Raw genomic sequence first — 14615 nt, 5'->3', positions numbered from 1 at the left:
GGAGCATCACTGCTAGCCGAGCACCAGGTGATCGCCGTCCTCGGAGACGGTCACCGGCACGGTGTCGCCGTCGCGGACAGTGCCCGCGAGCAGCAGCTTGGCCAGCTGGTCGCCGATCGCCTGCTGGATGAGCCGACGCAGCGGACGCGCGCCGTACTGCGGGTCGTAGCCGCGCACCGCGAGCCACAGCCGCGCCCCGTCGGACACCTCCAGCGTGAGCCGCCGCGCCGCGAGCCGGGTTGCCAGCTGGTCGAGCTGGATGTCGACGATCGACTCGAGCTGCTCCTCCGACAGCGGATCGAAGACGACGACGTCGTCGAGCCGGTTGACGAACTCCGGCTTGAACTTCGACCGGACCGCCGCCATCACCTGGTCCCGGTCACCGCCCGCCCCGAGGTTGGAGGTGAGGATCAGGATCGTGTTCCGGAAGTCGACCGTGCGGCCCTGTCCGTCGGTGAGCCGGCCGTCGTCGAGCACCTGCAGCAGGATGTCGAACACGTCCGGGTGTGCCTTCTCGACCTCGTCGAACAGCACGACGCTGTACGGGCGTCGCCGCACCGCCTCGGTGAGCTGGCCGCCCGACTCGTAGCCGACGTAGCCGGGAGGTGCACCGACGAGTCGTGCGACCGAGTGCTTCTCGCTGTACTCGGACATGTCGATACGCACCATCGCGCGTTCGTCGTCGAACAGGAAGTCCGCCAACCCCTTCGCGAGCTCGGTCTTGCCGACGCCAGTGGGGCCGAGGAACAGGAACGATCCGGTGGGCCGATTCGGGTCGGCGACGCCGGCGCGGGCGCGGCGCACCGCGTCCGAGACTGCCTGCACCGCTTCGGTTTGCCCGACCACTCGCTTGCCGAGTTCGGTCTCCATCCGCAGCAGCTTGGCGGTCTCGCCCTCCATCATGCGGCCGGCGGGGATGCCGGTCCACGCGGCGACGACGTCGGCGACGTCGTCGGGGCCCACCTCCTCCTTGAGCATGACGGCACCGTCGGACGCGCCCTGGGAGGTGGCTGCCGCCGCCTCGAGTTCCTTCTCCAGCTCGGGAATCCGGCCGTAGCGCAGCTCGGCGACCTTGCCGAGGTCGCCGTCGCGTTCGGCGCGCTCCTCCTCGCCGCGCAGCGTCTCTAGCTGCTCCTTGACCTCGCGCACCGAGTCGATGGCGGTCTTCTCGTTCTGCCAGCGGGCGGTGAGCTGACGCAGCTTCTCGCGGTCGTCGGCCAACTCCTCGCGGAGCTTGACCAGCCGATCCTTCGACGCGGCGTCGGTCTCCTTCGACAGCGCCATCTCCTCGATCTCGAGGCGACGCACGGTCCGCTCCACCTCGTCGATCTCGACGGGGCGCGAGTCGATCTCCATGCGCAGGCGCGACGCGGCCTCGTCGACGAGGTCGATCGCCTTGTCCGGCAGGAAGCGCGACGTGATGTAGCGGTCCGAGAGGGTCGCGGCCGCCACCAGTGCGGAGTCGGTGATGCGCACGCCGTGGTGCACCTCGTACCGTTCCTTGAGGCCGCGCAGGATGCCGACGGTGTCCTCGACGGACGGTTCGCCGACCAGCACCTGCTGGAAGCGTCGTTCGAGCGCGGCGTCCTTCTCGATGTACTTGCGGTACTCCTCGAGCGTGGTGGCGCCGACCAGCCGCAGTTCGCCGCGGGCGAGCATCGGCTTGATCATGTTGCCTGCGTCCATCGCCGACTCGCCGGTCGCGCCGGCGCCGACGATGGTGTGCAGCTCGTCGATGAAGGTGATGACCTGGCCGGCCGAGTTCTTGATGTCGTCGAGCACGGCCTTGAGCCGCTCCTCGAATTCGCCGCGGTACTTGGCACCGGCCACCATCGACCCGAGGTCGAGCGAGATGACGGTCTTGCCGCGCAACGACTCCGGCACGTCACCGGCGACGATGCGCTGCGCGAGGCCCTCGACGATCGCAGTCTTGCCGACGCCGGGCTCACCGATCAGCACCGGGTTGTTCTTGGTGCGGCGGCTCAGCACCTGCACGACGCGGCGAATCTCGGTGTCGCGGCCGATCACCGGGTCGAGCTTGCCCTCACGCGCCCGGGCGGTGAGGTCGGTCGAGTACTTCTCGAGCGCCTGGTACGAGCCCTCCGGATCCGGGCTGGTGACGCGGGCACTGCCGCGGACGGAAGTGAACGCGTCACGCAGCGCCTCGGGGGTGGCGCCGTGGCCGACGAGGAGCTTCGCGACATCGGAACTTTCGGACGCGAGACCCACCATGACGTGCTCGGTGGAGACGTACTCGTCGTCCAACTCCGTCGCCAGGTGCTGGGCGGCGGTGATCGCGGCGATGGCCTCGCGGCCCAGTTGTGGCTGCGTGGTCGCGCCGGAGGCGCTCGGCAGCCGGTCGACCAAGACCTGCGCCTCGCGTCGCACCACCGTGGGGTCGACGCCGACGGCCTTGAGCAGCGGCGCGGCGATGCCGTCGGTCTGGTCGAGCAGCGCCACCAGCAGGTGCGCGGGACGAATGTCGGGGTTGCCCGCCGCGGACGCCGACTGCAGCGCAGCCGTCAGCGCGGCCTGGGTCTTGGTGGTGGGAGAGAACGAGTCCACGAGTCACCTTCCTTGCAACGAACGAACGTAAGCATTGTGCCGCGGCGGATGGATCCGCGCGGCTGTCGTTCTCCTCAACGAACGAAACCTTGAGTCTGTTCCGCTCAACTTCGACAATATCGGAGAGATTTCCCCCAGGCCGACAACCCCTCGAACAGCGCGGTCGGACTTTCGGTGCACACTTGTCGGTGTCCCCGGCACGATTCGCCGCCGAGGACCACGGAACACGCGAGGGAGGACGACGTGGACACGGCCGAGATCAGGCTCATCCGCTCACATTTCACTACCGTCACCGCGTCCCCCGAGCACCGTGACCGCTTCGCCCGCACCTTCTACACGCAGTTCTTCGGTCGCCTCCCCCAATGCCGGTCCCTGTTTCCGGCCGGCATGGACGCGCAGCGCGCCAAGCTGGTCTCGGCCGTCGAGTTCATCGTGCGCGGCCTCGACGACGTCGATCAGCTGCTGCCGTTCCTCGCGCAGCTCGGCCGCGACCACCGCAAGTACGGCGTGGAACGCGAGCACTACGCCGCCGCGGGAAATGCCCTGCTCGACGCGATCCGCGAGGCGGACTCCGACGAACCGTGGACCCCGCAGGCCGATTCGGCGTGGCGCGAACTGGTCGCGCTGATCACCACCACGATGTCCGACGCCGCCGACGCCGACGACTTCCCCGCACTGTGGGAGGCCACGGTCGTCAGCCACGAGCGGGTACTGCGCGATCTGGCGGTCATCCGGCTCGAGTGCGACTCACCCATCCCGTACGCGGCCGGCCAGTACGTGAGCGTGCAGATTCCGCAGCGCCCGCAGATGTGGCGGTATCTGTCGCCCGCGATGCCGACGAACCCGTTCGGCCAGATCGAGTTCCACGTGCGACGAGTCTCCGGCGGCTGGGTGAGCCCGGCGATGGTCAACGAGACCGCGGTCGGCGACCGCTGGCAGCTCAGCTCGCCACTGGGCGGCCTGCAGGTGGATCTGCAGAGCGATCGGGACGTGCTGATGATCGCGGGCGGCACCGGCCTGGCCCCGCTGCGCGCCCAGGTCATGGACATGGCCCACCGCGGCATCAATCCACGCGTGCACCTGTTCGTCGGCGGCGCCTACCCGTGCGACCTGTACGACATCGAGACGCTCTGGCACCTGTCGCTGAGTAACCCGTGGCTCACCGTCGTCCCCGTCACCGAGGAGGACGAGAACCCGTGGTGGCACCCGTATCCCAGCCCGGAGCCACCGCACGGAATGCACCAGCGCTTGCGCGGGCCGATGGGCGCGGTGGTGAGCAGCTTCGGCTCGTGGGCCGATCGTCAGATCCAGATCTGTGGATCCCCCTCGATGGTCAAGACCACGGCGTACGCGCTGCAGCGAGCGGGAACGCCGGTCGAGGCGATCTCGTACGATCCGCTGCGCTGACGAAACGGACCACTCAGCGGGAGAGGCTGTCGCTTCCCCGCCCCGGCAAGACTATTGGCGTCGAAAAACACTGCCGCACAGTTTCATTCATTCGACGCCCCGCCGGGCTACATCGTTGACGTAATCCATGTCACAGCCCTAGTGTCGGCGCATCCAAGCATTCGCTTGCCATCCGTCGTGTCTCCATTGGAGGAAACTGACATGAAGATTCGGCACTCTGCGCTCGTGGCGGCCCTGTCGGTGTCCGCCCTCGCCGTCGCGGGCTGTTCAGGCTCGGCATCCGGCGACGAGGCGTCGGACACCGGGCCGTTCCGCGTCCTCGTCACCGGAGCGATCAGCGGTCAGGGCTCACTCGCCGCCAACGCGCAAACCTCGATCCTCGCGGCGAAGGCGGGCGCGGAGCAGATCAACAAAAGCGGCGGGATAGGTGGCCGCCAAGTGGAACTCACCGTCACGGACGACGGCGGTGACGCCACCAAGGCCGTGTCGAACCTGCGGGACGCCGTCAATTCCGGGAAGAAGCCGGATCTCTACCTCAACTCGGGTCCGTCGACGGTCTCGGCCGCGACGCTGCCGATTCTGAAGCAGAACAAGATCCTCTCGTTCAACGTGGGACCCACCGCGGACTCGTCCGACCCGGGGCAGTTCCCGCTCAACTTCGACCTGTCGCCGTCCCCGACCGAATACGCGGTGTCCATCGCCCGGTACGCGAAGAGCAAGGGTTATCAGCAGGTCGGCGTCATCCACGGCAGCAGCGCCTACGGTGAGGCGTTCGGCAAGTCCATGGAGTCCACGCTGTCCGACGAGGGTGTCAGCCAGTCGGGTACCGAGGAGTACGACGTCGCCGCCCTCGACATGTCCGCCCAGTTGCAGGCATTGAAGAACAAGGGCACCCAGGCGCTTGTCGTCGACGCCTACGGGGCGCCCCTGGGCTATCTCCTGTCGAGCCTCGAGCGCTTGGACTGGAACATTCCACTGATCGGCAACACGTCCGTCTCGGGTACCGCGCTCGTCGCGAAGCCCGCGCCCGACGTCGCACTGGGCACCCGCGCGGCCTCCAACCTCGTCATGCAGGTGTTCCCGAGCACCGTGTACGACCCGGCCGACACGACCGTCAACACGATGGTGAACTCCATGGCCGCGATGGGCTCCATTCCGTCGACGCTGATCCTGGCCGACAACTACGACCCGTTCGGTCTCGTCGCGGCCGCTGCCGACAAGGTGGGCTCGACGTCGGATCCCCAGAAGCTCGCGGAAGCGCTCGAGGACCAGCAGGTGCTCGACGACGCCGCGACGGCGTTCCTCCCCCGCTACCACTACACGTCGGAGTCGCACGCGCCCAACCTCGGCGACGACGGATACCGCTTCGTGCCGCCGAGCAAGCTGCTCAACGGCCAATACGGCAATCCCGCCGCATGAACAGGAGGACACCGACCATGACGACCCGACCACTGCACGCGGCGCGGCCCGCCCCCGACGGCCCACTGGAAGATCGGCTCGCGGCGGTCGAGGACACCCTCGCCATCCTGCAACTCGAGGGGGCCTACTCGCCGGCCTGGGATTCCGGAGATGCCGCCGCATGGGCGGGCCTGTTCACCGACGACGGCGAATTCGAACTGGTCGAGGTGGGCGGCATCCCGGGCACGACGATCCGGGGCCGGGACGCGCTCCGGCAATTCTGCGTCGATTTCACCGCCCACACGTCGGGCATCCACCTGCTCAACACGCCGTCCATCGTGCTCGACGGCGACGAGGCGACGGCCCGAGTTCATTTCGAGTTCCGATCCGGCGCCTCGTCGGGCAACGAGACGCGTCACGCACACGTCGCGGGGCACTACACGGTGCGATATCGGCGCACACCGGACGGATGGCGGATCGCGCACCGGAGCGAGGTGGCGGTCCGACGCGACCGCAGTTGGTTCCACTCGTACTGAGACCGGTCGGCGGTACGCTCGCTGCGGAAGCAGCCCGTGTCGCCGACCGGAGGAGATCCGATGCCCGATCGTCCGATTCTGGTTCTCGCTGCCACCGGAGGGCAGGGCCGTGCAGTCGGTACCGCACTGCTCGAACGAGATGCTCCGCTACGCGCCCTGGTGCGCAATCCGAACTCCGCCGGCGCACGAACCCTCGTCGAGCGCGGCGCCGAGATCGTCACCGGGTCACTCGACGACGCGGATTCGTTGGCCGCCGCGATGACGGACGTTGCGGCGGTCTTCGCAATGACGACACCGTTCGAGTCCGGTGTGGACGCCGAGATCGAGCAGGGACACACGATCGTCACCGCCGCCGAACGGGCACGGGTGCCGCACCTCGTGTTCAGTTCGGTCGCGGGTGCGAACCAGGACAGCGGTGTCCCGCACTTCGAGAGCAAGGCCGTCATCGAGGCCGAACTGAGATCCAGCGGTCTGTCGCACACGATCCTCGGCCCGACGTACTTCTTCGACAACGCCCTCGGCGGTGCCGACCGGATCCGCACCGACGGCGTGCTCGATCTGCCGCTTCCCCCCGACCGGCCGCTGCAGCAGCTCGATCGCCGGGACCTGGGCGTCTTCGCCGCGCACGTCCTGGTCTCCCCCGAACCTTTTGTCGGACGCCGCATCGAACTGGCGAGCGACGCCCCCACTCCCGAGTCCATGGCCGCGGCCCTCACCGAGGCGATCGGCTCGCCGATCCGGTACGAGCAGCTGCCACTGGGCTCGATCGAAAGCCCCGACATGCACGCGATGTGGTGGTTCCTCAACGGCCCGGGTTACCAGGTCGACCTGGCCGGATTGCATTCGGAGTTCCCGGACGTGGGATGGACGTCGTTCGCGGACTGGGCGGGGCGCACCTTCGATCCGGCTCCGTGACAGCGGCGAACCGCACCACCGGGGACAATAGCGACATGCAGCAGGATTCCTGGACCGCGACCGTCGTCGAACATCACCGTCTCCGCAAGGATCTGGCGGTCGTGCGCCTCATCGGCGAGCCGGTCCCGTTCCGCGCCGGACAGTACGTCGACGTCACCGTTCCGCAGCATCCACGGCTGCCCCGACGGCTCTCGCCGGCTCTGCCGCCGTCGCTCGACGGCAGGTTCGAGTTCCACGTGCGCACCGTGCCGGGCGGGTGGGTGAGCCGCAGCATCGTCGAGGACACGCTCCCCGGCGATCAATGGCAGATCTCCTCGCCGCGGGGCGATCTCGCGGTCGACGTGGTCGGGCCGAGCGTCGTGATGGTCGCCGGCGGAACGGGGCTGGCCCCGCTGCGGTCGATCATCCTGAATCTCACGCAGGTCGAGAACCCGCCGCAGGTGTACCTGTTCGTGGGCGGACGCACCGCGGCCGACCTCTACGCGTCGGACATGCTGTGGATTCTCACGCAGGAATTGCCGTGGCTCACCACGGTTCCCGTCGTCGAGGACGTCACCGATCCGGGAACGGGCGACGAGTGGTACGACCGCATCGTCGCCGAGGTCGGACCCGTCAACTTCCACGAGGACGACCTGCTGGAGGGCACCCTCGCCGACGTGGTCGCGGGGCACGGCCCGTTCACCGACCACCAGGTGCTGGTGTGCGGTTCGCCGGCGATGGTGCAGACCACCCGAGACCGTCTGATCGCCACCGGAACCCCCGCCGACGCCATCCTCGCCGACCCGTTCTGAAACCCGCCCGTAGGCCTACGGCGTCACGTTCGGATCACAAAACCGACCAATCGTTCGCCCAATGGGAGGGCATCTTCCGCTGATTGCGCCTGCGTGGACACGATTCGAGACGCATCGATTCGGTCCACCCGGACCAGAGACGAAGGGAACCATGACACTGCAACAGGATTCGGCGACCGAGGGCGACGCGATCCGCGAGATCGAGTCGGACGGCGCGCCCACCCGATTCGCGCGCGGCTGGCACTGCCTGGGCCTGTCCGACACCTATCGGGACGGCAAGCCGCACTCGATCGAGGCGTTCGGCACCAAGTTGGTGGTGTTCGCGGACAGCACGGGCGATCTGAAGATTCTCGACGCCTACTGCCGGCACATGGGCGGCGATCTGAGCCAGGGCGAGATCAAGGGCGACACCGTGGCGTGCCCGTTCCACGACTGGCGTTGGGCCGGCAACGGCAAGTGCACCGACATCCCCTACGCCCGCCGGGTTCCGCCGGTCGCGAAGACCCGCGCGTGGACGACCCTCGACAAGAACGGTCAGTTGTTCGTGTGGAACGACCCGGAAGGCAATCCGCCGCCGGCCGAGGTCACCATTCCCGACATCGAGGGCTTCGGCTCCGACGAGTGGAGCGACTGGACCTGGAACGCGGTCCTGATCGAGGGGTCGAACTGTCGCGAGATCATCGACAACGTCGTGGACATGGCCCACTTCTTCTACATCCACTACAACATGCCGCGCTCGTTCAAGAACGTCTTCGAGGGCCACATCGCCAGCCAGGTCATGAGTTTCACGCCGCGCACCGACGTCGTGCTCGACATCGATTTCGGTGTCGACAACGTCTCGCGCTCGGACGCGTCCTACTTCGGGCCGTCCTACATGATCGACCAGCTGTGGACGGACACCCCGGACGGCACCATCGAGACGGTCCTCATCAACTGCCACTACCCGGTGACGCCGACGTCGTTCGTGCTCCAGTACGGCGTGATGGTCAAGCGCCTGCCCGGCATGGAGCGCGCGCAGGCCGAGGAGATGGCCCAGGGGTTCGGGGCGGGTACCGAGGCCACGTTCGAGCAGGACATCGCGATCTGGAAGAACAAGGCGTCCATCGACAATCCGCTGCTGTGCGAGGAGGACGGTCCCGTCTACCAGTTGCGCCGCTGGTACCAGCAGTTCTACGTCGACGTCGCCGACATCACCCCGGACATGGTCAACCGGTACGAGTTCGAGATCGACACCGCGCGTTCGGCGACGCGCTGGGAACAGGAGATGGCCGAGAACATCGCGGCACGTGAACAGGCCGGCTCGGCGTAGCCGGAGGCCGAACACAGCTCGCCCCGGCTGCATGGGGGGTCGGGGCGAGCTGCACTCTCACGGCGGGTCGGTGTCACACTGAGCGGGCGGACCCCTGCCAGAACTGCGCGCGCAGCGCCTTCTTGTCGAGCTTGCCGAGCGGGGTGAGCGGCAGTGCGTCGACGAAGTCGACCGACTTGGGGGCGTGCACCGAACCCTTTGCCGTCCGGACACGTTCGACAAGCTCGGCCACCTCGACGGTCTGGCCGTCGCGCAGCACGACGCATGCCTTGACGGCCTCGCCCCACTTCTCGTCCGGCACACCGACCACGGCGACCGACGCCACCGCGGGATGCCCGGAGATGACGTCCTCGATCTCGCGCGGGAACACGTTGAAGCCGCCCGTGACGATCATGTCCTTCTTGCGGTCGACGATGTAGAGGAAGCCCTCCTTGTCGGCGCGCGCGATGTCGCCGGTGTGCAGCCACCCGCCGCGCAGCGCCTCGGCCGTCTCGTCCGGCTTCTTCCAGTAGCCCTTCATCACGAGGGGTCCGCGGACGCAGATCTCGCCGAGTTCGCCGCGGGCCACCTCGTTCAGGTCGTCGTCGAGCAGTCGGACGTCGAGCCACGGCACCGGACGTCCACACGACGCGAGGCGCTCGACGTTGTCCGGATCGTGCTCCTCCTTGCGCATGACGGAGATCGTCATGCCGCACTCGCTCTGACCGAAGTACTGGAAGAAGATGGGGCCGATCTTCGCGATGCCCTCCTGCAGGCGGGACGGCGACATCGCGGCGGCGCCGTAGAACAGTGTCTGCAGGCTCGACACGTCCCGGGTCTTCAGGTCCGGGTGATCGAGCAGCATGTAGATCATGGTGGGCACCAGCATCGTCGAGGTGATCTTGTACTTCTCGATCGCCTCGAGCACGGCGCCCGGCTCGAATCCGGGAAGCACCACCAGCGAACCGCCGCGCATCAGCGTCGGCACGAAGAACGCCATCCCGGCGTGCGAGAGCGGAGTGCAGGCCAGGAAGCGCATCTCGTCCGGGAACTGCCACTCGGCCATCTGGATCTGCGGCAGCGTGACGCCGGAGCGGAACGTGTTGACGACGCCCTTCGGCTTGCCGGTCGTGCCACCGGTGTAGACCATGCTCGACGGGTCGTCGCCGTCGACGTCGGCGGCCACGAGACGCTCGGGGGTGAACGTCGCCGCCAGCGCGAGCACATCGGTGCCCACCTCGGACGGGCCGAGGGAGAACAGGTTCTTCAGCGACGGCACCGAGGCCTTCAGTTCGGCCGCCCGGTCCTCGAACGCGGCAGGATCGAAGATCAGCGTCTCGATCTCGGCGTCGCCCAAGATGTAGCTGTGATCGTCGACCGAGCCCATCGGCGCCAGCGCGGTATTGCGGCAGCCGAGGATCATCTGCGAGCCGACGCTGATGAGCACCTCGGGACGGTTCTTCGACAGCATCGCAACGGTGGAGCCCTTACCGACGCCGAGCGACTCCAGGGCCTGCCCGAAACAGCTGATCTGATCGCGCATCTGGCCACCGGTGAGCACGACGTCGCCGAGGTAGAGCGCCGGCCGGTCGGCGTTGCGGTCGAGCGCGGTGATCAGCAGGTCCGCCAGGAAACGCGGGCGGTGGAGGAGATCGGCGGAAGCGTCGGTCATGTGTGTTTCCTTCTGCGTGCACGGAAGGCGATGGCAGCGCTGCGCGCGCCCGTCGCGCCGGGTCGGCCGGTGTGGCCCGGGTCACCGACACGATAACCGGATTTCAGTGCAACTGGAACCTGTTACACCGGCTCGGCTTCACCCCCACCCCTTCGCGTTTTGCGCACTTATCGCGCTTCCAGGGCGCGAGAACTCGCGCCGAGTGCGCAAAACGCGGGAAAAGGGAGCCGCTCAGTTGCGCCCGTCGAACAATGCGTCGGGGCGCAGCTTCTCGCTCAGCACCCGCGCACGTTTGGACGCCAGGCGCTCGAACGCCTCGGGGTGGGTGAGGATCCAGAACTCGTCGCGCGCGACGCCGTCGAACAACAGTTTCGCGGCCTCGTCCGGCGTCATGCCCTCCCGGATCTGGTCGCGCCAGAACCCGGCGTCGGTGGTGGTCCCGTCGTGGACAGGGGCGTCCTCGAAGATGCGGGTTGCCACCTGGCCGGGGCTGAACACCGACACCGCGATCTGCGGGAACGCCTCCGCGCACTCGAGATACACGCACTCGGTGAGCGCCTGCACGCCGTGTTTGGTCGCCGCGTACGCCGTCATCCGCGGCGTGATCGCGATGCCGCCCACCGAACAGGTGTTGACGATGTGCGACGGCTGGGGGTCGGCGCCCATGCGCGGAACGAACGACCGGATGCCGTGGAAGACCCCGTTGAGGTTCACGTCGACGACGCGGCGCCACTCGTCGGCCGGGACCTCCCACGTGAACCCGAGCGACTCGAGGCCCGCGTTGTTCAGCAGCAGTGTCACCGAACCGAACTCGTCGTATGCGGCGTCGGCGAGGGCGTCGACCGCGGCGGCGTCGCGCACGTCGGTGGGCACCGCGAGCACGGCGTGACCGGCCGACCGCAGATCGTCGGCGACGGCGCCGCACCGTTCGGCGGAGATGTCGGCGAGCACGACGTTCATGCCCAGCGACGCCGCCTGGCGCGCGGCGCCCTCGCCGATACCGCTGCCGGCACCGGTCACGACCGCGGTGCGGCCCCGCAGATCCTCGAGCCTCATGGGTCTCCTCCTACTTCACGCAGTGACCGGCATCGACCGGCAGCGTGACACCGGTGATGTAGCGGGATTCGTCGGACGCGAGGAACAGGCTGGCGTTCGCGATGTCCTCGGGCTCGATCATCGCCACCGGCAGCAGGTGCATCGACCGCGTTCCCGCCTCGAACTGCTCCTGCGTCGGCTCCTCGACCCCCGGGCAGAAGGTCCGCATCGTGGAGGGGTTCTGGATCATCGTGGTCCGGGTGTTCGCCGGATGGATCGTGTTGACTCGCACGCTGTGCGGCGCAAGCTCGTTCGCGAGCGACTTCATGAGCCCCACGACGCCGTGCTTGGCGGCCGTGTAGTGCCCGACGCTCACCAGGCCACGCAGGCCCGCGATGGAACTGATCAGCACGATCGAACCGCCGCGCTCCCCGTCGACGATGTGCGGGATGCCGGCCTTGCAGGTGCGCCACACGCCGGTGAGGTTGACGTCGAGCATGGTCTGCCAACGCTCTTCGCCCATCTCGACGGCCGCGCCGGACGAGCTGATGCCCGCCGTCGCGCAGATGACATCGAGCCGGCCCAGCGCCTCGACGCCCTCCGCCACCGCGGCGTCGAGCGCCTGCTGGTCGCGGACGTCGGCCTCGAACGCGCAGATCTTGCGGCCGAGCGACTCCACGAGCCGCACCGTCTCGGCGAGATCCTCCGGGGACGCGCCGGGGGTGGTCGAATGTTCGACGGCCGCGCACACGTCGACGGCGATGACGTCGGCGCCCTCCTCCGCGAACCGCACCGCCTGCGCGCGGCCCATTCCCCGCGCGGCGCCGGTGATCAGCGCGACCTTGCCTTCGAGACGCCCGCTCATCACGCCACCTTCTGAGTCTGACCGGCGTCGATGACCATCTGCAGGCCTGTGACGTAGCGGGATTCGTCCGATGCCAGGAACAGCACCGCGTTGCTCACGTCGATCGACTCCACCCACGGCACGGGCAGCAGCATCCGCTGCGAGAGCACCTCCGCGACATCCGCCTCCGTGGGGTTCTCCAGGTCCGGCCGCAGGCGGGCGAACGTGGCGGGATTGATCGTCATGGGTGTCGCGACGGCGCCGGGATGGATGGTGTTGACCCGGATCGACCGCTTGCCCAATTCGTTCGCGAGGGTCTTGGCGAGACCGGTGATCGCGTGCTTGGCGGCCGAGTAGTGCGATGCGCCGGGCACCGCCTTGATCGCCGCGGTCGAACTGACGATGACGACGGATCCACCGGCCGGATTCAGCTCCGCCACACCCGCCTTCACGGTGTGCCACGTGCCGGTGATGTTGACGTCGATCGACCGGTTCCAGATCGCATCGTCGATGGTCCACGACGGCCCGGGGTTGTCGCAGATGCCGGCGTTGGCGACGACGGTGTCGAGCGGTCCCAGTTCACGCACGCCCGCCTGCACGGCCGCGGTGACCGCGTCGAAGTCGCGGATGTCAGCGGTGCCGATCACCGCACGCCGCCCCAGTTCCCGCACGAGGCGCGCGGTCTCGGCCAGGTCGGCCTCGGGCTGCTGCCCGGGCAGGTCGATCGCGAGGATGTCCGCGCCCTCCTCGGCGAGACGAACCGCATGCGTTCGCCCCATGCCCTTACCTGCGCCCGTGATGAGCACGACCTTGCCTGCCATTCGTGTCATGGTCAGTCCTTTCGCCCGTGGCGACGCTAGCCAGCGGAATGGACGCGGCGGCAGAGATCGTCCCGCGTGATGGGAGAGCTCGCCGAAATCGACGCGACCGCCCGCGCCGCGACCTGGGGCTATACCACAACTTTCGAGGTGTTCCATCCAGCGGGAGAAGCCCTTCCCGCGCGACACGCCGCAGAGTTCTATGAGGCGCATCACAGGACAGCCCCCTGATGGCACGGAGGAAACATGTCACTCGACACCGCTCCCACCAACGGCTCAGCCGCCGACAACGACGAGATCCGCGAGATCGAGGCCGCCGCACCGCCCACCCGCTTCGCGCGCGGATGGCACTGCATCGGACTCACCCGGAACTTCAAGGACGGCAAGCCCCACTCGATCGAGGCGTTCGGCACCAAGCTCGTCGTGTTCGCGGACAGCAAGGGTGACCTCAAGGTCCTCGACGCATACTGCCGGCACATGGGCGGTGACCTGAGCCAGGGCGAGATCAAGGGCGATTCGATCGCGTGTCCGTTCCACGACTGGCGTTGGGGCGGCAACGGCAAGTGCACCGACATCCCCTACGCCCGCCGAGTGCCCCCGCTCGCCAAGACGCGCGCGTGGACCACGCTCGAGAAGAACGGCCAGCTGTACGTCTGGAACGACCCGGAGGGCAACAAGCCTCCGGCCGACGTCACGATCCCGGACATCGAGGGCTACGGCTCCGACGAGTGGACCGACTGGAGCTGGAAGACTCTGCGCATCAAGGGTTCGCACTGCCGCGAGATCGTGGACAACGTCGTCGACATGGCGCACTTCTTCTACATCCACTACTCGTTCCCGCGCTACTTCAAGAACGTCTTCGAGGGCCACATCGCCACTCAGTACATGAAGTCCACGGGCCGCGAGGACATGGTCACCGGCACCAGCTACGACGATCCCAACGCGGAACTGCGTTCCGATGCCTCGTACTTCGGCCCGGCGTACATGATCGACTGGCTCGAGTCCGACGCCAACGGCCAGAAGATCGAGACCGTCCTCATCAACTGCCACTACCCGGTCAGCAACAACGAGTTCGTGCTGCAGTACGGCGCGATCGTCAAGAAGCTTCCGGGCCTGTCGAGCGAAGATGCCGAGAGTATGGCCGCGCAGTTCGCCGAGGGCGTCGAATTGGGCTTCGAGCAGGACGTCGAGATCTGGAAGAACAAGGCGCCCATCGACAACCCGCTGCTGTCCGAAGAGGACGGCCCGGTCTACCAGCTGCGTCGCTGGTACCAGCAGTTCTACGTCGACGTCGAGAACGTCACCGAGGACATGACCAAGCGCTTCGAGTTCGAGATCGACACCAC

General features: G+C 67.7%; 12 protein-coding genes. 7 read left to right on the top strand and 5 right to left on the bottom strand.

Annotated elements, in window-relative coordinates; genetic code table 11:
• Positions 1-12: 12 nt before the first annotated feature.
• Complete coding sequence (clpB, locus tag C8K36_RS00060) at positions 13-2565, bottom strand: ATP-dependent chaperone ClpB (RefSeq protein ID WP_107982439.1); 2553 nt, start codon at positions 2563-2565, stop codon at positions 13-15.
• Positions 2566-2808: 243 nt separating this feature from the next.
• Between clpB and C8K36_RS00055 the strand changes: the two genes are divergently transcribed.
• The 6 genes from C8K36_RS00055 (at position 2809) to C8K36_RS00030 (ending at position 8921) form a co-directional block, all read left to right on the top strand.
• Positions 2809-3972: an FAD-binding oxidoreductase gene (locus tag C8K36_RS00055; protein ID WP_107982438.1), complete on the top strand. Its 1164-nt coding sequence runs from the start codon at positions 2809-2811 to the stop codon at positions 3970-3972.
• Between the two features lie 201 nt (positions 3973-4173).
• Complete coding sequence (locus C8K36_RS00050; RefSeq protein ID WP_107982437.1) at positions 4174-5391, top strand: ABC transporter substrate-binding protein; 1218 nt, start codon at positions 4174-4176, stop codon at positions 5389-5391.
• A 17-nt stretch (positions 5392-5408) separates the two neighbouring features.
• Complete coding sequence (locus C8K36_RS00045; protein WP_107982436.1) at positions 5409-5906, top strand: nuclear transport factor 2 family protein; 498 nt, start codon at positions 5409-5411, stop codon at positions 5904-5906.
• Between the two features lie 60 nt (positions 5907-5966).
• Positions 5967-6821 (top strand): NmrA/HSCARG family protein, encoded by an 855-nt coding sequence (locus tag C8K36_RS00040; protein ID WP_107982435.1) that lies wholly within the window; start codon positions 5967-5969, stop codon positions 6819-6821.
• A 35-nt stretch (positions 6822-6856) separates the two neighbouring features.
• The gene (locus tag C8K36_RS00035) at positions 6857-7612 is read left to right on the top strand and encodes an FAD-binding oxidoreductase (RefSeq protein ID WP_107983652.1); all 756 of its coding nucleotides are present in this window, start codon (positions 6857-6859) and stop codon (positions 7610-7612) included.
• A gap of 151 nt (positions 7613-7763) precedes the next feature.
• Positions 7764-8921 carry a Rieske 2Fe-2S domain-containing protein gene (locus C8K36_RS00030; protein ID WP_107982434.1) on the top strand — a complete coding sequence of 386 codons (1158 nt, stop codon included), beginning with the start codon at positions 7764-7766 and terminating at the stop codon, positions 8919-8921.
• 73 nt (positions 8922-8994) lie between these two features.
• On the opposite strand, the gene C8K36_RS00025 is transcribed toward C8K36_RS00030, so the two are convergent.
• The 4 genes from C8K36_RS00025 to C8K36_RS00010 form a co-directional block, all read right to left on the bottom strand.
• Complete coding sequence (locus C8K36_RS00025; RefSeq protein WP_107982433.1) at positions 8995-10572, bottom strand: AMP-binding protein; 1578 nt, start codon at positions 10570-10572, stop codon at positions 8995-8997.
• Between the two features lie 231 nt (positions 10573-10803).
• Entirely contained in the window at positions 10804-11628 is an 825-nt protein-coding gene (locus tag C8K36_RS00020; RefSeq protein WP_107982432.1) for an SDR family NAD(P)-dependent oxidoreductase, read from the bottom strand.
• A gap of 10 nt (positions 11629-11638) precedes the next feature.
• Positions 11639-12472: a mycofactocin-coupled SDR family oxidoreductase gene (locus tag C8K36_RS00015; protein WP_107982431.1), complete on the bottom strand. Its 834-nt coding sequence runs from the start codon at positions 12470-12472 to the stop codon at positions 11639-11641.
• A complete protein-coding gene (locus C8K36_RS00010; RefSeq protein WP_107982430.1) occupies positions 12472-13281 on the bottom strand; it encodes a mycofactocin-coupled SDR family oxidoreductase in 810 nt (269 codons plus the stop codon). The genes C8K36_RS00015 and C8K36_RS00010 overlap by 1 nt, the downstream gene beginning before the upstream one ends.
• Positions 13282-13515: 234 nt before the next feature.
• Here C8K36_RS00010 and C8K36_RS00005 point away from each other — a divergent pair.
• Positions 13516-14615 (top strand): Rieske 2Fe-2S domain-containing protein (locus tag C8K36_RS00005; RefSeq protein ID WP_107982429.1); only part of this gene is annotated, 1100 nt, incomplete at its 3' end.

Source organism: Rhodococcus sp. OK519 (assembly GCF_003051005.1).
Lineage (GTDB): Bacteria > Actinomycetota > Actinomycetes > Mycobacteriales > Mycobacteriaceae > Prescottella.
The sequence above is the reverse complement of the archived record's forward strand: the minus strand, read 5'-3'. Positions and strand labels throughout refer to the sequence as shown.

Excerpts from the sequence above, each read along its gene's own strand:
- C8K36_RS00010 (WP_107982430.1), bottom strand. The coding sequence starts at position 13,281 with ATGACACGAATGGCAGGCAAGGTCGTGCTCATCACGGGCGCAGGTAAG.
- C8K36_RS00025 (WP_107982433.1), bottom strand. The coding sequence starts at position 10,572 with ATGACCGACGCTTCCGCCGATCTCCTCCACCGCCCGCGTTTCCTGGCG.
- C8K36_RS00050 (WP_107982437.1), top strand. The coding sequence starts at position 4,174 with ATGAAGATTCGGCACTCTGCGCTCGTGGCGGCCCTGTCGGTGTCCGCC.
- C8K36_RS00020 (WP_107982432.1), bottom strand. The coding sequence starts at position 11,628 with ATGAGGCTCGAGGATCTGCGGGGCCGCACCGCGGTCGTGACCGGTGCC.
- C8K36_RS00045 (WP_107982436.1), top strand. The coding sequence starts at position 5,409 with ATGACGACCCGACCACTGCACGCGGCGCGGCCCGCCCCCGACGGCCCA.
- C8K36_RS00015 (WP_107982431.1), bottom strand. The coding sequence starts at position 12,472 with ATGAGCGGGCGTCTCGAAGGCAAGGTCGCGCTGATCACCGGCGCCGCG.
- C8K36_RS00040 (WP_107982435.1), top strand. The coding sequence starts at position 5,967 with ATGCCCGATCGTCCGATTCTGGTTCTCGCTGCCACCGGAGGGCAGGGC.
- C8K36_RS00030 (WP_107982434.1), top strand. The coding sequence starts at position 7,764 with ATGACACTGCAACAGGATTCGGCGACCGAGGGCGACGCGATCCGCGAG.
- C8K36_RS00035 (WP_107983652.1), top strand. The coding sequence starts at position 6,857 with ATGCAGCAGGATTCCTGGACCGCGACCGTCGTCGAACATCACCGTCTC.